This window comes from Streptomyces turgidiscabies Car8 (assembly GCF_000331005.1).
GTDB classification, from domain to species: domain Bacteria; phylum Actinomycetota; class Actinomycetes; order Streptomycetales; family Streptomycetaceae; genus Streptomyces; species Streptomyces turgidiscabies.
This window is the reverse complement of the sequence record NZ_AEJB01000442.1, coordinates 1-22,179: the sequence shown is the minus strand read 5'-3', so window position 1 is coordinate 22,179 and position 22,179 is coordinate 1. Positions and strand designations below refer to the sequence as shown.

Sequence of the window (22,179 nt, the reverse complement as noted above, 5' to 3'; positions counted from 1 at the left end):
TCTCCCGGCCGGCCCCGCGCTGCGGCTGCGCCCTCGTCTGTGTCCCGCCCGCCTCCTGCCCCGCACGCTCCCGCGCCGCCCGCAACGCCCTGCGCGCGGCATCGGCCGGCCGCTCCGTCCCGGCCCCGTCGGAGCGAGGCGTCCCGTCCGACGCCGACCCCTCCCCCATCACCCCGCGCCTCGCAGACACGGCACCGGCGACCCGGTCTCCCTCACCCTCGCCCGCCAGAGGCTTCACCTCCCATGCCGGCTCCTCCCCCGTCACCTCACGCCCCCCGCGCACGGCATCAGCAGCCACGCCCCGCGCCACTCGACCCGCCAGAGGCTTCCCGTCCGACGCCTCCCCCACGACGCCACGCTCCCCGGGCACCGCGCCTGCGGCCCGATCCGCCTGAGCCTCACCCGACAGGAACTTGCCCTCCGACACATCCCGCACCACGTCATGCTCCCTCGGCACCACACCGACGGTCCGATCCCCCTGCGCCTCGCCCGGCAGAGGCCGCCCGTCCGGCACCCACTCCTCCCCCGCCACGTCACGCCCGCCGCGCACGGCATCAGCAGCCCGGCCCCCCTCGCTCTCGGGCGCGTCCGGCCGCGCACGATGCTCCGGCACCGGCGCCTCCCCCACCACATCGCGCTCTTCCTCCCGCTCCCGGTGCTTCTCCGAGGTCATCACACCGCCCCCCGCAGTGAGACCAGGTCGGACAGGGCCCGGTCTGTCAGTTCTGTGAAGGAGGACTCGCCGGAGGTCAGGATCGCGTCGGCGAGGGCCCGCTTGGACTCCAGCATCTCCGCGATGCGGTCCTCGACCGTCCCCTCGGTGATCAGGCGGTGGACCTGGACGGGCTGGGTCTGGCCGATGCGGTAGGCGCGGTCCGTGGCCTGTTCCTCGACCGCGGGGTTCCACCAGCGGTCGAAGTGGATGACATGGCCCGCGCGCGTGAGGTTCAGGCCGGTGCCGGCGGCCTTCAGGGAGAGGATCAGGATCGGGGTCGCGCCGCTCTGGAAGCGGTCCACCATGCGTTCCCGCTCCGCGACGGGGGTGCCGCCGTGGAGCAGTTCCACCGGGACCGCGCGGGCCGCGAGGTGGGCCGTGATCAGGCGGGCCATCCCCACGTACTGGGTGAACACCAGTGCCGAGCCGTCCTCGGCCAGCAGGGTGTCCAACAGCTCGTCCAGCAGGGCGAGTTTGCCGGAGCGGGCGGCGAGCCGGTCGCCGGCGGCAGGCCCGGGGGCCTCCTCCTTCAGATACAGGGCGGGGTGGTCGCAGATCTGCTTGAGGGAGGTCAGCAGCTTCAGCACCAGGCCTCGGCGGGCGATGCCGTCCGCCGTCTCGATGGCCAGCAGCGACTCGCGCACCACCGCCTCGTACAGCGCGGCCTGTTCGCGGGTCAGGGGGACCGGGTGGTCCGTCTCCGTCTTCGGCGGCAGTTCCGGGACGATGCCCGGGTCGGACTTCTTGCGGCGCAGCAGGAACGGGCGGACCAGCCGGGCGAGGCGGGCGACGGCCTCCTCGTCCTCCCCGGTCTCCACCGCGCGCGCGTGCCGGGCGCGGAAGGACTTGAGGGGGCCGAGGAGGCCCGGGGTGGTCCAGTCGAGCAGGGCCCAGAGTTCGGAGAGGTTGTTCTCCACGGGGGTGCCGGTGAGCGCCACGCGCGCGGGGGTCGGGATCGTGCGCAGTGCCTTCGCGGTGGCCGAGTACGGGTTCTTGACGTGCTGCGCCTCGTCCGCGACGACCATCCCCCACGGCTGCTCGGCCAGCCGGGGCGCCGCCGACCGCATGGTGCCGTACGTCGTGAGGACGAAGCCGCCCGGTGTGTCGTCCAGGGTGCGGTCGGGGCCGTGGAAGCGGCGGACGGGGACACCGGGGGCGAACTTCGTGATCTCGCGCTGCCAGTTGCCCAGCAGGGAGGCCGGGCAGACCACCAGGGTCGGTTCGCTGCGGGCCCGCCGCAGATGCAGGGCGATGACGGTGATCGTCTTGCCGAGCCCCATGTCGTCGGCGAGGCAGCCACCGAGGCCGAGGGAGGTCATGAGGTCCAGCCAGGCCAGTCCCCGGAGCTGGTAGTCGCGGAGGCGGGCCTGCAGCCCCTCGGGCGGTTCCACCGGGGTGATACCGGCCGTCAGTCGGTCGCGCAGGGCGGCCAGCGCTCCGACGGGGACCGCCTCGACGCTCTCGCCGTCGACCTCGACGCGGCCGGTGAGTGCCGCCGAGAGCGCGTCGACCGGGTCGAGCAGGCCCAGCTCGCGCTTGCGTGCCTTGCGTACGAGGGCGGGGTCGACGAGCACCCACTGGTCCTTGAGCCGGACGACGGGGCGGTGGGCCTCCGCCAGCAGGTCCATCTCGGCCTCGGTGAGCGGATCCCCGCCGAGCGCCAACTGCCAGCGGAACTGGAGGAGTTCCTCGCTCTCGAAGAAGCCGGTGCCGTCCTTCGCCGAGCCGGGCGCCGGTCGGACGACGGCCTGGGCGGTCAGGTCCTGGGCGAGGTCCCGGGGCCAGTGCACGGCGACCCCGGCTGCGGCGAGCCGGGTCGCGGCGACCCCGAGGAGGTCGTACAGCTCCTCTTCGGAGAGGGCCAGGACGTCGGGTGACTCCTGCTCGGTGAGGCGGTCGAGCGGGGGCCACACGCGGGCCGCGCGGCGCACCGCCAGGGCGGCGTCCACGCGGGCGCGTGCCCCGAAGGCCGCGTCCGCGGTGCCCGCCCACAGGGTTGCCGCGTCGGTCACCAGGGTGGGGTCGGCGAGACTGTGCACCTGGACGACCGCCGCGCCCGCGGTACGCACCCGGTCGGGGTCGTCGAACAGTTCGTACGCCGACAGGTCGAGGCGGAGCGAGATCCGCACGCCCGCGTCCATGCCCGCGGCGACCTCCGCCGCCCAGTCGTGGGCGTCCGGCAGGCGCTGGGCCGGGCGCGCGGCGAAGGGCATCCCCGAGGCGTACGGCGCGGCCGGGGTGCGCGGCAGGGTGTCCGCGACGGCGTCCAGGAAGGCGCGCAGCAATGCCTCCGGCTGGGGCAGCAGCAGGGGGCCGGAGCCGGGCAGGGGCACCGCGTGGCCCTCGTACGGCAGGGCTGCGGCGATGGCCCTGAGGTGGGCGATGTCGTCGGGGTCGAGCGGGCCCGCGCGCCAGGCGTCGTGGCCGGCCGGGGTGAGCCCGGGGAGCAGCCTGCCGCGGGCCGTGAGCCGCAGGGCGTGCAGCGCGGCGGCGCCCCAGCAGGCCGTGGCGGGGTGGGCGGCGGGGTCTCGGCGGGCCCGCACGAGCAGGGGCAGCGCGGCGTCGACGGGCAGCGTCAGCGCCGGGGTGGTGCGGCGGCGGACTCCGGCGCCGTGCCGTCGTACGACCGTCAGTTCCGTAAGACCGGCGCCCTCGTCCGGCAGGCCCGTGTCCCCTTCCGGGTCCCAGAAGGCGACACGGCCCCCGCGCGGGAGAGACGCGGGGAGGAAGACGGCCGCGAGGCGCACGGACACGTCCGCCACCGCGGTCGCCGGTGTCTCCTCACTCATGCGTACGTCACCTCCCGCCCTCGTGTCGTGTCCGTCGAGCCGGACGTCTTCGACTGTACGGGCGGGGTCTGACAATCGGTCCCCGGCGACGGGCCGGAGGCGGTCGCGCGGCAGGTCAGGGGGTCGTTCGCGAGACGACGTACACCATGTAGTGGTTGGGCTTCGCCCACTTCACGACGATGTGCTGCGTGGGTGCCGGGTTCTTCTGCGGGTGGGCGAGCCCCCACCACGGGCCCGGCTCCTTGAACTTCCAGCCGACGATCTTCTGGTCCCGGGCGCTGATGGGGAACTGGTCCTTCTTCAGGCTGGTGCGGGGGACGCCCATGGCCTTGAAGAAGAAGTCCAGCCCCGCGTTCGTGGTCATGAACTGGACGTACAGACGGCTGGTGCGCCAGTTGTTCGTCTCGTAGTAGGCGACCTTCGTCGACAGGATGCCCTCGCCGTCGGCCTGGCGCGGGACGGGTACTTCGTAGATGTGGCGCTGGACCTTGGAGGGCCAGGCCTTGGTGAGGCCCCGCGCCGCCCACTTGCGTTCCTTGTCCAGGCCGCTGTCACGGCTCTGGTTGGCGGAGATCACCAGATAGCCGGCCGGCACGCCGATGAGGAGCACGATGATCAGCAGAGTGAGGGCGCGCCGGCGGTTGCGGTGACGGCGGTCCTCAGGCGGGCCGGGCGGCTCGTCCGGCGCCATGGCCTGACGGGGCAGGGAGGCGGTCACAGGGGCCCCTGGGTGGCGCGGCGGGTGGTCTCGACGAACTTCTCGAAGCGCTCGTACCGTTCGAGGCGGCGCCGGTTGGCGCGCCGGAAGCGGCGGGCGACCAGCCGGGCGAGGTCGGCGGCACCGACCATGCCGGCCTCGGGGCCGAGCTGCGCGCGGGCGATACGGGCCTCGGGGCGGTAGCCGCGGCCGGTGAGGTGGCGGCGGAAGGCGTCCCGGGCCGGGCCGATCAGCAGGTCGTCGGCCGCGGAGACACCGCCGCCGATGACGAAGCAGGAGGGGTCCAGGGCGGCGGCCAGGTTGGCGATGCCGACGCCGAGCCACTGGCCGATGTCCTGGAGCAGTTCGATGCACATGGCGTCGCCCTCGCGGGCCAGCTGGGTGATCATCGGGCCGGTGATGTCGGCGATGTTGCCCTTGACGTGCTCGATGATCCCGTACGCCACCGGGGAGTCTGCCGCAGCGAGTTCGCGGGCCTCTCTGACCAGGGCGTTTCCGGAGCTGTACTGCTCCCAGCAGCCGCGGTTGCCGCACGGGCAGCGGTGGCCGCCGGGCACGACCTGCATATGGCCGAACTCGCCGGCGACGCCGAACTTGCCGCGCTTGACCTGGCCGTCCTCCAGGATCGCGCCGCCGATGCCGGTACCGAGGGTGATCATGACGAGGTGGTCCTCGCCACGCCCCGCGCCGAAGCGCCACTCCGCCCAGGCGGCGGCGTTGGCGTCGTTGTCGACCAGGACGGGGACGGCCAGCCGGCCCGCGAGGCGGTCGCGCAGGGGCTCGTTGCGCCAGGACAGGTGGGGGGCGAACAGGACGCGGTTGCGTTCGGCGTCGACCCAGCCGGCCGCGCCGATGCCGACGGCGTGCACGTCGTGCCGGTCGGAGAGGTCCAGGACCAGCTCGGTGATGGTGTCCTCGACGACCTTGGGGCTCTTGGACTTGTCCGGCGTCTCGGTGCGGATCGTCTCCAGGATGTTGCCGTCCGCGTCGACCACACCCGCCATCACCTTCGTGCCGCCGATGTCGATACCGACGGTGGGTACACGGGGGGCCGTGAGGTGGGAACGGCGCTCGCGTGTGCCGACGGTGCGCAGCGCCGGTGCCCGGCGGGAGCCGATGGGGGCTGCTCCCCCGCCGGCTGCGTTGAGAGCCCGGGGGAGTGCGAGGTCGCGGTAGGTGCTCATTGCGGCGATTCTGCCTCACGGTGGGGCCCGTTGGCGCGCGGGGGAGCTATGGGGTGGTGCGGGGGTGCCGGGTGCGGGTGCGTTGTGGTTGTTCGCGCCCCGCGGCGGAGCCGCTGATGTCACAGCCCCGCGCCCCTAGGGAGAGGCTTCGCCCTCTCCCTAGGGGCGTACCAGTAGTTGGAACTCGAAGGAGTAGCGCGTGGGGCGGTAGGTGTGGGTGCCGAACTCGACGGCGCGGCCGGTGTCGTCGAAGGTGGTGCGCTGCATCGTGAGGAGGGGGGCGCCCTCGCGTTCGGTGAGGCGTTCCGCCTCCTCGGCGGTCGCTCCGCGGGCGCCGATCGACTGGCGGGCGCTGTGCAGGGTGATTCCTGCGGCACGCATCAGCCGGTACAGCCCGGTGGCCTCCAGCTGGGCCGTGTCCAGGTCGAACAGGCCGGGCGGCAGATAGTTGCAGAGGTACGCCATCGGTTCACCGTGCGCCATGCGGAGCCGTTCCACGCGGTGTACGTCGCTGTCCTCGGCCACGTTGAGCGCGGCGGCGACCTCCGCGGAGGCCGGCACGACCGTGTTGACGAGGACCTTTGTCGCGGGGCGCTGGCCCGCCGCCTCCAGGTCGTCGTAGAGGCTGCTCAGTTCCAGTGGGCGTTTGACCTGGCTGTGCACGACCTGGGTGCCGACCCCCCGGCGGCGTACGAGCAGACCCTTGTCCACGAGGGACTGGATGGCCTGACGCACGGTGGGGCGGGACAGACCGAGCCGTCCGGCCAGCTCTATCTCGTTGCCCAGCAGGCTGCCGGGGGTGAGTGCTCCGTGCTCGATTGCGGCTTCGAGCTGCTGGGACAGCTGGAAGTAGAGCGGCACCGGGCTGCTCCGGTCCACACTGAGTTCCAGCGGCACTGTCGGATCCACATCTGGTTTCGGCACGGCCTGAGCGTAGCTCCGGTGGTTGTTGACGGGAAGTCGTGTAGTTCGGTTGTCCGGACATACGCATTGACAGCGTGGCTGGTCGGACCCCAGTTTGGTTCTCATGCGCATCGGAGTCATCGGCACGGGCCGCATCGGTACATTCCACGCGAACACCCTCAGCCGTCACCGCGAGGTGGGGGGATCCCTCATCGTCACGGACGCGGACAGCGGGCGGGCGCAGGATCTGGCCCATCGTTTAGGAGCGACGGCCGCGCCGGGCGTCGACGAGATCTTCACCTGGGGCGTGGACGCCGTGGTGATCACGGCGGCCACCTCGGCCCACGCCGAACTGATCGGTCGGGCAGCACGCTCGGGTCTCCCGGTGTTCTGCGAGAAGCCCATAGCGCTCGACCTGCCTGCCACCCTGGCCGCCATCGCCGAGGTGGAGGCGGCGGGGACCATCCTTCAGATGGGCTTCCAGCGCCGCTTCGACACCGGCTACACGGGTGCCCGCGAGGCGGTGCGTTCCGGGAGGCTCGGCCGTCTGCACACCGTCCGCATGATGACGTCGGACCAGACGCCGCCCGCGCCGGAGTACCTGCCGCTGTCCGGCGGGCTGTACCGGGACACCCTGATCCACGACTTCGACATCCTGCGCTGGGTGACGGGGCGCGAGATCGTCGATGTGTACGCGACGGGGTCGGACGCAGGGCCCCCGATGTTCCGCGAGGCGGGCGACGTCGGTACGGCCGCCGCGGTACTCACCCTGGACGACGGCACGCTCGCCACGGCGACGGCGACGCGGATGAACGGCGCGGGCTACGACGTCCGCATGGAGCTGGCCGGCGAGCTGGACCAGGTCGGCGTCGGCCTGGACGACCGTACGCCGATCGCGTCGACCGAACCGGCGGGACCGCCGGCCGCGAGCAAGCCGTGGACGGGCTTCCTGGAGCGTTTCGGGCCCGCCTACGAGGACGAGCTGTCGGCCTTCGTCGAGGTGGTGCGCGGTGAGCGTGCCAACCCGTGCGACGGCCGGGAGGCACTGCAGGCCCTGCGCGTCGCCGAGGCCTGCGAGCTGTCCAGACGGGAGCGCAGACCCGTACACCTCGCCGAGATCCCGGGCGGGTGGGACTGAGGGCCCGGGCGAGCAGCAGGGAACGTACGCTCTCGCCGGCTAGGGCTGCCCGTCCTCTTCCAGGAGTCCGGCGTCGTACGCCAGCAGGGCGATCTGCACCCGGTTGTTGAGGTCGAGTTTGGCGAGGATGCGGGAGACGTGCGTCTTGACGGTGGCCACGCTCATGAACAGCGCGGCGGCGATCTCGGCGTTCGACCGGCCCTGGCCGACGGCGACCGCGACCTCGCGTTCCCGGTCGTTCAGCGCGCCGGTCCGGTCCCGGGCGTCGGCCCGGCGGGTGTCGGCCGTGCCGCCGGCCGCGTGGGCCATCAGCTGACGGGTCACCGCGGGCGACAGCACGGGGTCCCCGGCCGCGACCCGGCGGACCGCGGCGAGGATCTCGGCGGGCGGGGTGTCCTTGAGGACGAAGCCGGCGGCGCCCGCGCGCAGGGCGCGCAGTACCTGGTCGTCGGCGTGGAAGGTGGTCAGGACCACGACCTGCGGGGCGTCCTTGCGGGAGCGCAGGCGTTCGGTCGCGGTGAGTCCGTCGACCGTCGGCATCCGGATGTCCATGAGCACGACGTCCGGGCCGGTGCGGCCGACGAGGGCCTCGACCTCGCTGCCGTCGGCGGCCTCCCCGACGATCTCGATGTCCTCGGCGCCGCCCATCATGAGGGACAGCCCCGCCCGTACCAGGGGGTCGTCGTCGACGAGGAGCAGTCTGATCACGGTCATGGCCCCACGTAATCACGGTTGTGCTGCGTCCGGCGGTGCGCGGGCGGACGTCCGGCTAGATTGCCGACCTGAACTCCGGTGAAACGAGGGGCCTTTCGTGCGTTACCGACTGCTGGGCAGGACAGGCTTACGTGTCTCCGAGCTCTTCCTCGGGGCCATGACCTTCGGAGAGCAGGGCGGGGTGGGGGCTCCCAAGGACGAGTGCGCGCGCATCCTCGACGCGTACGAGAACGCGGGTGGGAACGTCGTCGACACGGCGATCAACTACCGTGGTGGTGCGAGCGAGACGATCCTGGGCGAGCTCCTCAGAGGGCGGCGCGACCGGCTCGTGCTGTCCACGAAGTACACGATCTCGCGCGACGGCGCCGATCCCAACGCCGCGGGCAACCACCGCAAGAATCTGACGTTGTCCCTGGAGACGAGCCTGCGCCGCCTAGGCACGGACTACGTGGACGTGTACTGGGTGCACATCTGGGACCGGGCCACGCCCGTCGAGGAGACGATGCGTGCCCTCGACGACGCCGTGCGTTCCGGGAAGGTGCTGTACGTCGGCATCTCGGACGCCCCGGCGTGGGTGGTGTCCCGGGCCAACACCCTGGCGGAGTGGCGGGGTTGGTCGCAGTTCGCCGCGCTCCAGGTGCCGTACAGCCTGCTCAGCCGGGACGTCGAACGTGAACTGCTGCCGATGGCGGAGGCGTTCGGGATGTCGGTGGCGGCCTGGAGTCCGCTGCAGAACGGCATTCTGTCCGGCAAGTACACCCGCGCGCGTGGTATCGCCCCCGACGAGTCGGTGCGGCTCTCCGCGGACGCGGTCGGCGAGCGTGAGCACGCGGTGGCGGCGGCGGTGCAGTCGGCGGCGGACGAACTCGGCGCGTCCCCCGCGCAGGTGGCCATCGCGTGGACGATGGCGCACTCCCCCGCCGTGCACCCGATCGTGGGCGCGCGCCGGGTCGAGCAGCTCACGGACAACCTCGGCGCGGCCGATCTGACGCTCCCCGCCGACCTGGTGGCCAGGCTGGAGGAGACCACCGGATTCCGGCCCGGTTTCCCGACCGAGTTCATCGAGGAGACCTCCGCCTGGGTGTACGGGGAGGCGGGGCAGCGGGTGGTACCGCGTACGGTGCGCGGCTGAAAGCACCCTCCTCTTCAAAGAGGTGGTCCCGTCACGAACGAGGTGCCGTCAGGCGCCCCACGGCAGCCAGGCCCGGACGGCGAATCCCCCGTCCGGCTCCGTGCCGTGTTCCAGCCGTCCGCCCGCCAGGGTCGCTCGCTCGGTAAGGCCGATCAGGCCCTGTCCGGAGCCGGGGACGTGCGGCACCTCCCCCGGGGGTGCGGGATTGCGTACGGAGACGGTCAGGCCGTCGCCCGGGGCACCCGTGAGGGACACCGTGACCTCGGCGCCGGGGGCGTGTTTGCGGGCGTTGGTGAGGCCCTCCTGGACGATCCGGTAGGCGGTGCGGCCGATGGAGGCGGGTACGGCGGCCGGGGCCGTCACCCGGCTGTCCAGCGCGACCTTCATACCGGCCTCGCGGGATTCGGTCACCAGGAGGTCGAGCGCGGCCAGCGTCGGCTGCGGGCGCCCCGCCTCCTCCGGGTCGCCGGCCCGCAGGACGCCGATGATCTCCCGCAGGTCCTGGAGGGCGTCGTGCGCGCTCTCCCGGATGACCCCGGCGGCCCGCGCGACCTCCTCACGGGGTGCGTCGGGGCGGAACTCCAGGGCGCCGGCGTGGACGCTCAGCAGGGTGAGGCGGTGGGCGAGCACGTCGTGCATCTCGCGGGCGATGGCCTCGCGGGCGAGCCGCTGCGCCTGTTCGGCCCGCAGCGCCGCCTCCGTCTCGGCCCGCCGCAGCCGGTCGCGCAGGCTCACCGTGAGCTGGCGCTTGGACCGCACGAACATGCCCCAGCCGACGGCGGTCGCGGTCAGCAGGACGCTGAGGACCACCGCGGCGAGGTACGGCAGGTCAGGGTCGGGGCGCAGCCAGTAGAAGAACGGGATCACCACGACGGAGGCGCCGCTGACCAGGCCGACGTACCGGAAGGGGCGGTGCACGGCGAGGGAGAAGAGGGCGACCAGGCCTGCGCCGCCCGCGGTGCCCGACACGAGGCCGGCCGCGAGCATCGCGACGGCGAGGCCGAGCGGCCAGCGGCGCCGCAGCCATACGGCGGCACAGGAGAGGGCGCCGACCCACTGGTCGACGGCGGCGACGGCGTGCGGGGTGTTGGGGTCCTCGGCCAGGGCGACCGCGCCCAGCACGCCGACGAGGACGGCCAGCAGGAAGCAGGTGAAGTCGACGACCCAGTCGCGGGCGGTGCGCCGGGGCTGTGTGGACGCCCCGAACCACCCGGCCCGCTGCCGCGCGGAGCCGGAACCGCTGCCGGCACCGGTATTCGCGACGGGGTCGGCGTCGAGGCCGTCGAGCACGGCGGACGGGAAGAGCCACCGTCGCCCCGGGAACGCCGTCGCGGTCTCGGGAACGACCTCGGGAACGGTCTCGGGGCCGGATGTCGACCTGTCACCTCTCACAGTCGACAAATCTATGGGGTGATGGCCCGAGCCACCCCCGCCGAGCCGCGATCGTCGACCAAAGTCACGCCGACGCAGACTTTCGGCGCGCTGCCCGGGAGCGACCGGCGACTTCGGAGGAGCGGGCCTCGCCCCGCGGCCGATGAAGGCGGCGGATCCGCGGAGCGAGGATCCCGGTATGAAGCAGTTACTGGAAATCGCCGGCTTCATCGCGCTGGTGCAGGGCGCCGCCGGTCTGCTGCACGAATTCACCGATCTGCGCTGGGGTCTCGTACAGAAGCTCGGATTCCTCGACGGCTACGAGATCTACGCGAGCGTTGCACTGCTCGTGCTGTCCCTCGCGCTGTTCGCCGCCGCCGAGAGCCGGAAGTCCGGGTGACCGAAGGGGGGAACCTGGCGGCCACGGGTCAGCCCGCGATGGAGTCGAGCTGTTCCGCGGCCGGGCGCAGCGCCCAGAGGTCACCGCCCGGCGGCTCCTCCAGCAGGGAGACCGCCCGCCGCGCCCGTACGTCACCGGCGTCGGCGGCCGCATGGACGATGTCGTCCGCCGCGTAACGGAGGAATCCGAGCTCCTGGTGCGGCCAGGCGGCCGTTCCTGTCGCGGCGGGCAGCAGGTAGTCCACCGCCTTGAACAGGCTCTGCCCGTCCGGGCCCCGGTACGCCCACAGGTTCACGCCGACGTGCCGGCCGATGGCCGCGAGCCGGGTGTGGGCGACCAGGGCGAAGGTCGAGTAGTGCCAGCTTCTGGTCCGCGCCAGTTCCTGCGGCTGGCTGCCGTCGGATGCGATCTGCCGCGCGACGCGTGTGCTCCGGACGTTCAGGACGGTTCGCCGGGCCAGGTCCCTGTCGCCGGTCGCGTAGGCGAGTGCGGCGAGCTGCATGTCGTAGAAGGTGCCGTGGTTGTTGGTCGCCGCGGCCTCCTCCTTGCCGAAGTCGCTGGTCCTGAGCCAGCCGAGGAAGTCGCGGTTCCACTTCGTCATGCCGGCCCGGTCCTTCCGGGTCCAGCCCGGGGCGCCGGTGTCCAGCAGGGCGAGCGCGTCGAGGACGCTGGTGAAGGACTGCGAGAAGTCGATGATGCCGATGGCGCGGCCGTCGTACCTGCAGGGGATGAACTGCGCGTGGTTCAGGTTCGGGTTCATCCTCGTCGCCGGGTCGAGGAACCAGGTACGCAGCACCTGCCCGGCCTTCTCGGCGTACCGCTTCTCGCCGGTGTAGTACCAGGCGAGGGAGAGGTCGTACGCGGCGTCGAACGTCTTCTCCACGTCCTGGCGGTCGGTGCCGGTGTCGACCTCGGGGTTGCGCTCGCCGTCACGTTGCACGTACGGGCAGCCCCAGGCGTTGTCGCTGGTCGGGGGCTTGGACGGCCACCAGTAGGGAGCCTGGCTCAGATAGTCGTGGACGTCGCCGCCGGGTGCGGGGCGTGGTTTGTCGACGACCGTCCAGGGGCCCTGACTCAGCCATTTGGCGGCCCGGGCCGTCAACGCGGCTACGGTGCGGCGCAGTTGGCGGTCGCCGTGCTCCACGCGAAGCTTGGTCCGGTGGAGTTGGGCGCCGTCCAGTACGGCCGTGTGCGGGATCGGGGACGTGGTCCCCGCCGTCACCCGCGCCGAGGCGGTGGGGACGGCGGCGCCGACGGCGAACGCGGCGAAGGCCACCAGGAGGACGATCGGTCGTGACAGTGCCGAGGGTGCGCTCATCGATCCACTCCGTTCAGGCGGGCGAACGTGCGGGTGGGCGAACATGCGGGGGCGAACGTGCGGGTGGTGACGCGGGGAAGCGATTCAGAGCGCGCGCTGTGCCGCGTGCAGGTTCCGCGGCCGTACCGCGTGCGGGCTGCCGTACAGCTCCAGGCGGGTGTGGAGGCCGCCGGTGAGGTCGGGGACGTCGATCTGGTCGAACTCCCTGACCTCGTCGATGCCGACGGTGGCGGAGTACGGTGCCAGGCCGTCGATCTTGACGAGTCCCGCGCGGCCGTTGGTGACGCGGATGTTCCAGTGGGTGAAGCGGGCGCCGAACAGGGGGCCGGCGCTCACGTCCCCGCCGTGGCGGCCGGTGTTGTTCAGGGTGATGTCGGTACGGACGTTGGCGAAGGGCAGTCCGCGGTGGCTGTCGAAGGTGCCCATCCGCATGTCGCCGCGCGACCAGACGTTGTACGAGGACAGCCCCTCGACGTTGATGCCGTGCAGTTGGGTGTTCGAGGGGGCGGGGACGGTGCGCTCCTCGATGGTGAAGTCCTCGAAGAGGTTGTCGTGCGAGCCCTCACGGCAGAAGTAGGGGTGGTGGGAGCCGCGGCCGGTGACACGTGTCCGCCGCAGGGTGCACGCGGAGGCGGACACGAGGCCGAAGCCGTTGTCGACGTTCCGGACCGTCACGTCGTCCACCCAGCAGTCGTACGCGCCCTGCAGGACGACCCCGTTGTGCCCCTTGTCCAGCAGATGCGGCTGCTGCGGGGTCTCCACGGCCTCGAGAGTCAGCCCCTCGACCCCGGCGCCGGTCAACTCGGCAACATGCGTGGTCAGTTGAGGGTTCCATTCCGGGCGTACGTCGAGTGGCAGCGGACGTTCGAGGGTGACCTTGCGGCACCGGACCCCGGCGATGCGGACGGGCCACTCGTAGGGGACGTACGACGTCAGCTTCGTCTTGTCGTCCCAGGAGTAGGCCTCGGGTCCGGGGCCGCCGCCGCACATGTGCTCCAGGAGTGTGTGCTCCGCGTCGTCGGCCAGCCGGAGGAGGACCAGGGCACCGGGGCGCAGTGACGCCGGGTTGGTCACCGTGATCGTCCATGAGCCCTGGCGGGCCGGGGCGACCGATGTGAGCGGGCGCCACTCGTCACGCCGGTTGCCCGTCCATCCCTCGAAGGGCCACGCCTTCGCCCTGATCGCGGCGACGAGAGAGGACCAACGGGCCCTGGGGGCCAGCCAGATCAGGCCGCCGGCCCATGACCAGCCCGACTTGTCGCCGCCGTAGCGGGAGCCGTACGCGCCGATCAGTTCGGTGAGGTTCTTCGCCGCAAACAGGGTCGTACGGCCGCTGCCGGCGCCCTTGAGGATCACGTTCGACCGGTCCAGGCGGATCACGTCGTCGATACGGAACGTGCCGGGCGGGATGGTGACCGTGCCACCGCCGGCCCGGCCGGCAGCGGCGATGGCACGGTTGATCGCGGGAGCGGAGTCGGTCACGCCGTCGGCCACGGCGCCGAAGTCGCGTACGTCGGCGACAACGGGGCGGCGGGGGCGATGGAGCGCCCCGCCGAAGCAACCCGCGTGGCCGATGTAGGGGATCTGCGGGTGCGTGAAGGGTGTGCGGGTCAACTCCCGCCAGAGGAGCGGGGTTTGGGGTGGCGGTGTACCCGCTCCGGCTGCCGTCGCGATGCCGGCGCCAGCCCCCACGAATCCGGTTGCTACCGCGACGGCGCCGCCCAAGACGGCCCGCCTGGTCGAACTGGAAGTCATGCGCATGACACTGTGATCACCGGTGACGGCTGGATGTGCGTCTCTCATGCCCGTTCGCCCTTCCCATGGCCTTTCATGGATGTGAACGACGTTCAGATGTGCGCTGAGCGGTGAGCATGCCATGCCACACATGAGGGCGAAAGGGCTCGTGCGCTCTTTATCGGCTTGGACCTTTGGAGTGATGGCATGCGCATCTATTCAGATGGGTGAACTTCAAGCAATCGTGATGTGCGGATGCGCCAGCCCCATGCCGAAGTCGATCAGGCCGCCGACACATCGGATCTATCGCAGAACACCCGGAAGAAGTGGGCACGGAGATGCCCGCCTGACCTGAGGTTTCAGCCATGGTGCGCCCCCTTTTCCGCCGCGATCCCCAACAAACCGTTGACGTCATCGGATGAATCTCCTACGTTGCCGAGCGGTCGGGGTTTCACGAAAGCCATCACAACCGTCCCGCGTAGCCAACTGGCGCCCGGTGACAGCTGGTTGAGCTGAGCCATGTGCGGGAATCCGACGAGTGGAGACAGGACATGAGACGCGGACATCTCTCCGTACTGGCCGTCGTGACGGCGCTGCTGGCCTTCCCGGTCCAGGCGGAGGCGCACTCGCAGGCGGCGCGGTCCGGCCGCGCCTTCCACGTCGCCCCGCGCGGCAGCGACCACGCACCCGGCACGCGGGCGAGCCCGCTGCGCACCATCGGCGCCTGCCTCGAACGTGTCCGTCCCGGCGACACCTGCCTGGTCCACCAGGGCACCTACCGTGAGCAGCTCGCCCCTCCCTCCGGCGCCGAGGGTGCTCCGATCACGATCGCCGCGTACGGAGACGGTCCGGCGACCGTCGACGGAACGGAGCCGGTGACGGGCTGGAAGGACGCCGGCGGCGGACTGATCGCCACCGACACCGATCTGCCGCCCGACCCTGACTTCAACGCGGTGTTCCTGGACAACGCCCGTACCGCTGAAGGCCGTTGGCCCAACTCAGGCGCCGATCCGCTGAACGCCACCTGGGCCGAGGCCGACACCACCTCCACCGACCAGCACATCGACGACACCGACCTGCCCGACGCCGACTGGACCGGCGCCACCGTGCATCTGTGGGCGGGCTCCAATCCCTGGGCCCAGCAGACCGGCACGGTCACCGCCGCCTCGGCGGGCAAGCTGGACTTCCAGGGCGGCAACTACCGCTGCCCGCCCCTGTGCATGGGCAACCAGACCTACCGCAACTACTACCTCGTCGGGTCGAAGGCCGCCCTCGACCAGCCCGGCGAGTGGTTCTACGACAAGGCCGCGCACCGGCTGTTCATGGTCCCCCCGAAGGACGGCATCGCCGGACACACGGTGACCGCCAAGCACCGGCTGTGGGGCGTCGACCTGAGCGACAGCTCGTACGTCACCGTGCGCGGCCTGAACCTCTGGGGCACCTCCCTCCGAACGGGCAAGTTGAGTACGGGAGTTGTGGTCGACGGGCTGCACGCCACGTACATCTCCGAGTTCTCCACCCTGCCCATGCCGCCGGACAGCGATCTCGCGGTCGAACCGTTCGAGGGCCACATCGTCGCCTCGCGCATCCTCGACTCGGGCGTGCAGATCCTCGGCACCGGCAACACCCTGAAGAACAGCGAGATCTCGCGGTCGGCGGGCGACGGCGTCCTGGTCCGTGGCACCGGCAACACCGTCACCGACAACTACATCCACGACGTCGGCTGGATGGGCAGTTACACCCCCGGTATCGAGATCAACGGCAACGGCCACACGGTCACCCACAACACGATCCGGCGTACCGGGCGGGCGGCCATCGACACCGCCTGGCAGCTGGGCGGCACCGAGTTCCACGACAACCGCATCGCCTACAACGACATGTCCGAGGCGATGCGCACCTCCCGCGACGGCTCCCCCTTCTACGTGTGCTGCAGCCTGAACGGCTCGGGCACCTCCGTCGACCACAACACCGCACACGACGCCGACGGCCAGAACGGCTACTACGTCGACAACTACTCCGGCCACTTCAGGCTCCATCACAACGTCGCCTGGAACACCGGCAGTCGGGGCGTCTTCTTCAACGGGCACACCGGCCCGAGCATCGCCAACGAGGACCACAACTCCAGTTACGGAGTGGGCGTCAACGTCGCCTCGGTCGCCCTCGGCGGCGCTACGGACGCGTCAGGTTCGTACTTCAGCAACATCGTCGGGCCCAGGCCGGTCACCGCGACGCAGACCGGCAACCCGCTGCCGGTCGTCCGCTCCAACCTGATCAGCGAGAAGCCCGGCTACTCGGACGCGGTCAACGGTGAGCTGTGGCTGACGCCGGGTTCGCCCGCCATCGACGCGGGCGAAGTGGTCGACGGGGTCACGACCGACACCGTGGGCACGGCTCCCGACCAGGGCGCCTACGAGTACGGCGCTCCCGTCTGGTCGTCCGGCTGCGATCTGCCCGGCTGCCGGCAGCGGGTACACCACGGCGACTGGACCGCCACGGCGAGCGACGGCACCGACGTCCGGGCGGCCGTCGACGGCGACATCAACACCCGCTGGACGGGCGCCGCCCCGCAGGCCGCCGGCCAGTCCCTGACCGTCGACCTCGGCGAGAGCAGGACCTTCGGCCGGCTCTCCCTCGACGCGGGCCGTGACACCAGCGGGCAGCCGTACGGCTTCACGGTCTCCGTGAGCCGCGACGGCACACACTGGGGTGAGCCCCTCGCCCGGGTCTCCGGCCGCTCCTTCACCCAGGACGCGGTGTTCCCCCGGCAGACCGGCGCCCGCTACGTACGCATCACGCTGACCGCGAACGGGCCGAGTCCCTGGGTCGTCAACGACATCAGGCTGTACGGGGACGGGCCCGACGCCGCCTCGACGCTCCAGGCCGAACAGGCCACGTCCGTACGGGGAGTGGCGCGCGGCACTGCGGCCACCGGCGTGCTCGGCTCGGGCGAAGGGCTGGGCTTCGACTCGGTGAACATCCGGGGCAGGCACGTCACCGTGCGTCTCTCCTCCACCTGCGCTCGGGGCTGCTCGCTCGGGTTGCGCCTGGACTCACCGGACGGCCCGGTGGCCGCGGTGGTACCCGTCACGGACACCGGCGGTGAATGGCGGGAGCGTTCCGTGGCTCTGCGTCGCGAGGTCACCGGCACCCACGACCTGTACCTCGTGGCGAGGGGCGGGGTCCGGGTCGCCGCACTCGACTGGTTGACGATCCGCCCCTGACCGACGCCTTCGCCTCCGTCGACCCGCGCTGTCCGCCATCGAGTTCGGGGCAGTCAGGCCAGGGCGTTCACCAGGTCGGCGACGACGTCGGGCCGCTCCAGTGCGATGAAGTGGCCCGCTCCCCGCACCTGGGTGAACTCGGCGGCGGGCAGCAGCTTCTTGTTGGCTTCCCGGTCCGAGGGCCGGGACCAGTCCTTCTCCCCGTAGACGAGGTGGATCGGGGCCTTGACCTCGGGATAGCGCGAGCGCGCCGCGATGAGGCTGGGCAGACTCTGGTACACCGCCCGGGCCACGGTCGGGTAACCGGGACGGCCGCCCACCTGGAGAAGTTCGTCGACGTAGTCGTCGCGCAGAGCCGTCTTGTCGCCCAGGCCGCCCTGCAGGACCTTGCTGAGGACGGGCTTGGGCTCCACACCGGCGATCACCGGCCCCACCCCCGGTGCGAGGACGCCGCTGACCACCACCCGGGCGAGGAGGCTGGAGCGGGCGATCCCACCGGAGAAGTCGTACGCGTTGACCGCGACGACACGCCGTACCCGCTCCGGCAGATCGGCCGCCGCCGTCAGCGCGAGCACCGCCCCCATGGACTCCCCCACCAACGTCACGTCGTGCAGGTCGAGTTCGGTCAGGAGCCGTTCGACGCCCGCGCGCATCGCCGGCTCGTCGTACGACGCACCGGGCACGATCTCCGAGTAGCCCATCCCCGGCAGATCCAGGGCGTAGACGGTGTACCGGCCGGAGATCAACGGGATGAGGGAGCGGTAGTGCTCGGCCTGGGTGCGCACCGTGTGCAGCAGGACCAGGGGAGCGCCGGTGCCCGCTCTGAGGTAGCGCAGCGTTCCCTCCTGACCGGCGTGTCCCGGGCGGGGGGCGAGGGTGTGGCTGGTGGTTCCCGGAATGTCGATCGTGGGGCGCGACGTGGTGGTGGGCATCTCGGACTCCTCGTGTGCGAACTGTGCTCAGGGGACTGGGGGTTCGGTCCGGCGGGTTCGGGTCGGCAGGGTCTGTCGGCGGCCCGTGTTCCGGTCCGTGGGTTACTGCGCCAGCTGGGGATACAGTCCTGCGAGGTCTCCGGCGAGGCCCGCCTTGACCTGCCGTGAGATGTCGTCGGCGAGTACCTCGTGCGCTCCCGCCTCGATGCCGTCGAGGGCGCGGGCGGCGACGTCGCGCGGGTCGGCCTTGGGGCCGTCGGCGCCCGCCGCGAGGTCCGTGTCGACGTAGCCCACGTGCAGTCCGGTGACAGCGATGCCGCGCGGCCGGAGTTCCAGGCGCAGGGAGTTGGTCTGTGACCACAGGGCGGCCTTGGAGGCGCTGTAGGAGCCGCCGAGGGCCACCCAGGACAGCACCGAGTGCACGTTGAGGATGTGGCCGCCGCCGTTGCGCTCGATGACCGGCACGAAGGCCCGGGCGACCAGCAGCGGGCCGTAGAAGTTGGTCTCGAACTCCCGGCGCACGTCGTCGAGCGGGGAGCCGAGGAAGGACGCGCCGACCGAGGCGCCGGCGTTGTTGATCAGCACGGTGACATCCTGCGCCTGCGCGGCCGCCGCCGCCACGGACGCCGGGTCGGTGACCTCCAGCGCCACCGGGACGGCGTCGGGATGCGTCACCGTGCGCGGGTCGCGGGCCGTGGCGTAGACCTTGCCGGCTCCCCTCAGGTAGAGCTCCTCCACCAGGGCTTTGCCTATCCCACGGCTGCCGCCGGTGACGAAGACGCTCGCGCCCTTGAGTGATGCCATGACTGCCTCCACAACGAGAAACCGATCGGTTTCCACAACAGTAAACCGATCGGTTTCCCCGCGCAAGCTCACACGCGACGACGCATGGGACACCTACGGCACAGAGGCGGAGGCAGCGGGGCGCCTCGCTGCGGGACCGAGCCCGCACGCAGGGCCGGGGTCGCGGGTCAGCGCAGGTGGCTCGCGTCGAGCAACGTGGCCACGGTGGGCGCGACAAGCCCCGGCAGCTCGTCCGCGCCGATGCCCGCGCGGGCGCTGGCGCCGTCGAAGACCAGGATCAGCTGCCGGGCCAGCAGATCCGGGTCGCTCGCCCCGCCCCGTTCGGCCTCGCGACGGAAGAAGCCCGTCAGGTTCGCCTTGACCCGGTGTGCCACCACGCTGGCGGGGTGGTTCCGGTCCTTGAGCTCGATCTGGACGGACAGGTACCGACAGCCCTGGAAGCCGGGCGAATCCGCCTGCGACTCCAGCCGGCCGAAGACGTGGGCGATTCGCTCACGGGGCGAACGGCCGTCGTCCGGCGCTGGCAGGAGCCCGGCCACGAAGGCGGCGGTGCGTTCCTCCAGGCTCGCCGCCAGCAGTTCGTCCTTGCTCTCGAACAGCTGGTACATCGAACGCTTCGACACCCCCGCCGCCCTGCACAGCGCGTCGACGCCGACGCCGGCACCGTCCCGGTAGGTGAGCGCCGCCGCCGCCTCCAGCAGCCGCTCCCTGGTACTTGACTTCGCCTCGGTGGTCATACCGCGAGAGTAACTCGACTCCGACAGAATGGAAACCGATCGGTTTACGACGCTCTCCCGGGCGACCGCGGCCACTCGACGTGAGCCGCCGCGTGCCCCTCTGCGCGTTCCGGCTCAGTGGGCGACGACGGGCTCGCCCTCCGACGGCGCCAGAGCCGCGTTCGGTATCAGGAAAGCCGCGAGCAGCGCACCGACCACGAAGAACCCGGCACCCCACGCCAGAGTGGCCGTGTAGCCCTCGACCCCGGCCTGCGCCACGGTCAGCGCGCCGGCCCTGTGCGACGACAGGTAGTCGGTCGTGGCCGACGAGGCAACGGTGGTCAGCAGCGCCGTACTGATCGAACCGCCCACCTGCTGGCCGGTGTTGATCAGCGCCGAGGCGACACCCGTGTCCTCGTGGTGCACACCCGCGGTCGCCCCCTGGAAGGCGGTCGTCATCACCCCGCCGAGGCCGAGGCCCAGCAGGATCAGACCGGGCATGATGTGGGCGACGTAGGTGCTGTCCAGTTCGAGCCTCGTCAGCAAAGCCATACCGGACGCGGCGACCAGGAAGCCGGCGCCGATCACGGCCTTCGGACCGACCCGGGGCAGCAGCAGCGAAGGCGCCGTGGTCGACGCGGCGACGATGCCCGCGACCATCGGCAGGAACGCCAGACCGGTCTTGATCGGCGAGTAGCCGATGCTTGCCTCCAGGTAGTAGGTCAGGAACAGGAAGATCGAGAACATCCCCATACCGATGACGAACACCGCCAGGAACGAGCCGCCACGGGTCCGGTCCAGCACGAGGCGCAGCGGCAGCAGCGGATGCGCGGCCCTGGACTCGAGCCGGACGAACACCGCGAGCAGCACCACCCCGACGGCCATCGAGCCGAGGGAGACCGGGTTGGTCCAGCTGGTGGACTCGACGTGCGCGAACCCGTAGACGACGGCGAACAGCGCGGCGCTCACCACGATCGTGCCCGGGACATCGAGTTTGGGCCGCTCGGCGATCGCGGGCCCGGCCAGCAGCAACAGCGCGCCGACCAGCGCGAACGCCGCGAAGATGACGTTCACGTACATCACCCAGCGCCACGACGCCCACTCGGTGAGCATGCCGCCGAGCAGCAGCCCGACCGCGCCGCCGGCGCCGGCCAGCGCGCTGAAGATGCCGAAGGCCTTGGCCCTCTCGGCCCGTTCGGTGAAGGTCACGCTGAGCAGTGAGAGTGCCGCGGGCGCGAGCAGCGCGGCGAAGAGGCCCTGGGCCACCCGGGCCGCGACGAGGACCTCGAAGCTGCCGGCCGCGCCGCCGAGGACGGACGCCCCCGCGAAGCCGATCAGGCCCGTCACGAAGGTGGTGCGCCGGCCGAAGAGGTCACCGAGCCGGCCGCCGAGCAGCAACAGGCTGCCGAACGCCAGCGCGTAACCCGTGATGACCCACTGCCGGCTGCCGTCACTGAACCCGAGGTCATGCTGCGCCGCGGGCAGCGCGATGTTCACGACGGTGGCGTCGAGCGTGACCATGAGCTGTGCCACGCCCAGCACGACGAGCACCCACCAGCGCGTGGCATGTGAGCCACGGCGGCCCGAGTCTGTTTTCCCTGAGGCGGGCGCGCCGGGGTCGAAGGCGGTAGTCATTTTTCCCTTTTTCGCTGGTCGGAGGCAGAGCACCGGTCGGGAAACCGATCTGTTTCCACTAGGAAAACAGATCGGTTTCCCCAACGCAAGCGAAGAGGGTGCGAAGGGGCGGGGGTGTGAGGGTGCGGACTTCGTGAAGCGATCGCGCCGCAAGTTAACTCCGCGCTAAATCATCGGACTTGACGGGAAATTCTGCGGAGTTGTCATTGACATGCCACTGTCTACGCGCGTCATCATGAGGGCATGAGATTCCCCCCACGGATCACTCGCATCGGCGCATCGGCCGCTGTTCTGTCCGCTCTCCTGGTCGGCGGTACCGTCACCGTCGGCACGGCCGGCGCCACCACCTCGGCGGTCGGCAGCATCTGCTACGGCGACCTGCCCTCGCAGGCCCACACCACGCTCAACCTGATCGCGAAGGGCGGCCCCTACCCGTACTCGCAGGACGGCAGCGTCTTCCAGAACCGCGAGCGCGTCCTGCCCAGCCAGAGCACCGGCTACTACCACGAGTACACCGTCAAGACCCCTGGCTCCTCCACCCGGGGTGCGCGCCGCGTCATCACCGGTGAGGAGAACCCGGAGGACTACTACACCGCCGACCACTACGCCACGTTCGACCTGATCGACTACGGCTGCTGAGTCCCCCACGGCTCGGCGTGCCCCCTGAGGCACAACTCCTCGCCCCGCGTGCTCCCCACGGCAGTCGGTCGCGGGGCGAGGCAACTCGGTCCAGGCCGAAGGCAGTTGTGCCGCTT

General features: G+C 71.3%; 18 protein-coding genes. 5 read left to right on the top strand and 13 right to left on the bottom strand.

From position 1 onward, the window contains the following. The 5 genes from STRTUCAR8_RS32380 to STRTUCAR8_RS32360 all read right to left on the bottom strand — a co-directional run. Positions 1–673, bottom strand: a 673-nt coding sequence (locus STRTUCAR8_RS32380; RefSeq protein WP_044473276.1) for a hypothetical protein, incomplete at its 3' end; no start/stop codon positions are given. Continuing rightward, positions 673–3,504, bottom strand: a complete 2,832-nt coding sequence (locus STRTUCAR8_RS32375; RefSeq protein ID WP_044473275.1) for a DEAD/DEAH box helicase — start codon at positions 3,502–3,504, stop codon at positions 673–675. The genes STRTUCAR8_RS32375 and STRTUCAR8_RS32380, both read right to left, overlap by 1 nt. 115 nt (positions 3,505–3,619) lie before the next feature. After that, positions 3,620–4,222: a hypothetical protein gene (locus tag STRTUCAR8_RS32370; RefSeq protein ID WP_006380407.1), complete on the bottom strand. Its 603-nt coding sequence runs from the start codon at positions 4,220–4,222 to the stop codon at positions 3,620–3,622. Then, entirely contained in the window at positions 4,219–5,406 is a 1,188-nt protein-coding gene (locus STRTUCAR8_RS32365) for an ROK family glucokinase (protein WP_006380404.1), read from the bottom strand. Before STRTUCAR8_RS32365 ends, STRTUCAR8_RS32370 begins: the two co-directional genes overlap by 4 nt. A gap of 159 nt (positions 5,407–5,565) precedes the next feature. Further along, entirely contained in the window at positions 5,566–6,303 is a 738-nt protein-coding gene (locus STRTUCAR8_RS32360) for a GntR family transcriptional regulator (protein WP_006380401.1), read from the bottom strand. Between the two features lie 130 nt (positions 6,304–6,433). Here STRTUCAR8_RS32360 and STRTUCAR8_RS32355 point away from each other — a divergent pair, with 130 nt between their 5' ends. After that, positions 6,434–7,447, top strand: a complete 1,014-nt coding sequence (locus STRTUCAR8_RS32355) for a Gfo/Idh/MocA family protein (protein WP_006380402.1) — start codon at positions 6,434–6,436, stop codon at positions 7,445–7,447. Between the two features lie 39 nt (positions 7,448–7,486). Here STRTUCAR8_RS32355 and STRTUCAR8_RS32350 read toward each other — a convergent pair whose 3' ends face one another. Further along, a complete protein-coding gene (locus STRTUCAR8_RS32350; RefSeq protein ID WP_006380409.1) occupies positions 7,487–8,161 on the bottom strand; it encodes a response regulator in 675 nt (224 codons plus the stop codon). A 97-nt stretch (positions 8,162–8,258) separates the two neighbouring features. On the opposite strand from STRTUCAR8_RS32350, the gene STRTUCAR8_RS32345 reads away from it, so the two are divergent. Beyond that, entirely contained in the window at positions 8,259–9,293 is a 1,035-nt protein-coding gene (locus tag STRTUCAR8_RS32345) for an aldo/keto reductase (RefSeq protein WP_006380403.1), read from the top strand. Between the two features lie 48 nt (positions 9,294–9,341). On the opposite strand, the gene STRTUCAR8_RS32340 is transcribed toward STRTUCAR8_RS32345, so the two are convergent. Further along, entirely contained in the window at positions 9,342–10,694 is a 1,353-nt protein-coding gene (locus STRTUCAR8_RS32340) for a sensor histidine kinase (protein WP_407705415.1), read from the bottom strand. Between the two features lie 169 nt (positions 10,695–10,863). Here STRTUCAR8_RS32340 and STRTUCAR8_RS32335 point away from each other — a divergent pair, with 169 nt between their 5' ends. Beyond that, on the top strand, positions 10,864–11,064 hold the full coding sequence (locus STRTUCAR8_RS32335) for a hypothetical protein (protein ID WP_044473278.1): 201 nt from the start codon (positions 10,864–10,866) through the stop codon (positions 11,062–11,064). 28 nt (positions 11,065–11,092) lie between these two features. Here the strand turns inward: STRTUCAR8_RS32335 and STRTUCAR8_RS32330 are convergent, their stop codons facing one another. Beyond that, positions 11,093–12,382, bottom strand: coding sequence for an alginate lyase family protein (locus STRTUCAR8_RS32330; protein ID WP_006380405.1), 1,290 nt, complete (start codon positions 12,380–12,382; stop codon positions 11,093–11,095). A gap of 84 nt (positions 12,383–12,466) precedes the next feature. Further along, complete coding sequence (locus tag STRTUCAR8_RS32325; RefSeq protein WP_044473277.1) at positions 12,467–14,143, bottom strand: glycosyl hydrolase family 28-related protein; 1,677 nt, start codon at positions 14,141–14,143, stop codon at positions 12,467–12,469. 524 nt (positions 14,144–14,667) lie between these two features. Here STRTUCAR8_RS32325 and STRTUCAR8_RS32320 point away from each other — a divergent pair. Beyond that, on the top strand, positions 14,668–17,337 hold the full coding sequence (locus tag STRTUCAR8_RS32320; RefSeq protein ID WP_044473273.1) for a discoidin domain-containing protein: 2,670 nt from the start codon (positions 14,668–14,670) through the stop codon (positions 17,335–17,337). 53 nt (positions 17,338–17,390) lie between these two features. Here the strand turns inward: STRTUCAR8_RS32320 and STRTUCAR8_RS32315 are convergent, their stop codons facing one another. The 4 genes from STRTUCAR8_RS32315 to STRTUCAR8_RS32300 form a co-directional block, all read right to left on the bottom strand. Next, complete coding sequence (locus STRTUCAR8_RS32315) at positions 17,391–18,269, bottom strand: alpha/beta fold hydrolase (protein ID WP_006380416.1); 879 nt, start codon at positions 18,267–18,269, stop codon at positions 17,391–17,393. A 102-nt stretch (positions 18,270–18,371) separates the two neighbouring features. Then, the gene (locus STRTUCAR8_RS32310) at positions 18,372–19,073 is read right to left on the bottom strand and encodes an SDR family oxidoreductase (protein WP_006380419.1); all 702 of its coding nucleotides are present in this window, start codon (positions 19,071–19,073) and stop codon (positions 18,372–18,374) included. Positions 19,074–19,240: 167 nt separating this feature from the next. After that, positions 19,241–19,810 carry a TetR/AcrR family transcriptional regulator gene (locus tag STRTUCAR8_RS32305; protein ID WP_006380418.1) on the bottom strand — a complete coding sequence of 190 codons (570 nt, stop codon included), beginning with the start codon at positions 19,808–19,810 and terminating at the stop codon, positions 19,241–19,243. Positions 19,811–19,924: 114 nt separating this feature from the next. After that, the gene (locus STRTUCAR8_RS32300; protein WP_006380415.1) at positions 19,925–21,424 is read right to left on the bottom strand and encodes an MFS transporter; all 1,500 of its coding nucleotides are present in this window, start codon (positions 21,422–21,424) and stop codon (positions 19,925–19,927) included. 243 nt (positions 21,425–21,667) lie between these two features. Between STRTUCAR8_RS32300 and STRTUCAR8_RS32295 the strand changes: the two genes are divergently transcribed. Beyond that, entirely contained in the window at positions 21,668–22,063 is a 396-nt protein-coding gene (locus tag STRTUCAR8_RS32295; RefSeq protein WP_006380411.1) for a guanyl-specific ribonuclease, read from the top strand. The last annotated feature ends 116 nt before the right edge of the window (positions 22,064–22,179 follow it).

Coding starts and splice junctions, on each gene's coding strand:
- STRTUCAR8_RS32375 (WP_044473275.1), bottom strand. CDS start 3,504: ATGAGTGAGGAGACACCGGCGACCGCGGTGGCGGACGTGTCCGTGCGC.
- STRTUCAR8_RS32365 (WP_006380404.1), bottom strand. CDS start 5,406: ATGAGCACCTACCGCGACCTCGCACTCCCCCGGGCTCTCAACGCAGCC.
- STRTUCAR8_RS32355 (WP_006380402.1), top strand. CDS start 6,434: ATGCGCATCGGAGTCATCGGCACGGGCCGCATCGGTACATTCCACGCG.
- STRTUCAR8_RS32350 (WP_006380409.1), bottom strand. CDS start 8,161: ATGACCGTGATCAGACTGCTCCTCGTCGACGACGACCCCCTGGTACGG.
- STRTUCAR8_RS32335 (WP_044473278.1), top strand. CDS start 10,864: ATGAAGCAGTTACTGGAAATCGCCGGCTTCATCGCGCTGGTGCAGGGC.
- STRTUCAR8_RS32330 (WP_006380405.1), bottom strand. CDS start 12,382: ATGAGCGCACCCTCGGCACTGTCACGACCGATCGTCCTCCTGGTGGCC.
- STRTUCAR8_RS32325 (WP_044473277.1), bottom strand. CDS start 14,143: ATGCGCATGACTTCCAGTTCGACCAGGCGGGCCGTCTTGGGCGGCGCC.
- STRTUCAR8_RS32320 (WP_044473273.1), top strand. CDS start 14,668: ATGAGACGCGGACATCTCTCCGTACTGGCCGTCGTGACGGCGCTGCTG.
- STRTUCAR8_RS32315 (WP_006380416.1), bottom strand. CDS start 18,269: ATGCCCACCACCACGTCGCGCCCCACGATCGACATTCCGGGAACCACC.
- STRTUCAR8_RS32310 (WP_006380419.1), bottom strand. CDS start 19,073: ATGGCATCACTCAAGGGCGCGAGCGTCTTCGTCACCGGCGGCAGCCGT.
- STRTUCAR8_RS32305 (WP_006380418.1), bottom strand. CDS start 19,810: ATGACCACCGAGGCGAAGTCAAGTACCAGGGAGCGGCTGCTGGAGGCG.
- STRTUCAR8_RS32300 (WP_006380415.1), bottom strand. CDS start 21,424: ATGACTACCGCCTTCGACCCCGGCGCGCCCGCCTCAGGGAAAACAGAC.
- STRTUCAR8_RS32295 (WP_006380411.1), top strand. CDS start 21,668: ATGAGATTCCCCCCACGGATCACTCGCATCGGCGCATCGGCCGCTGTT.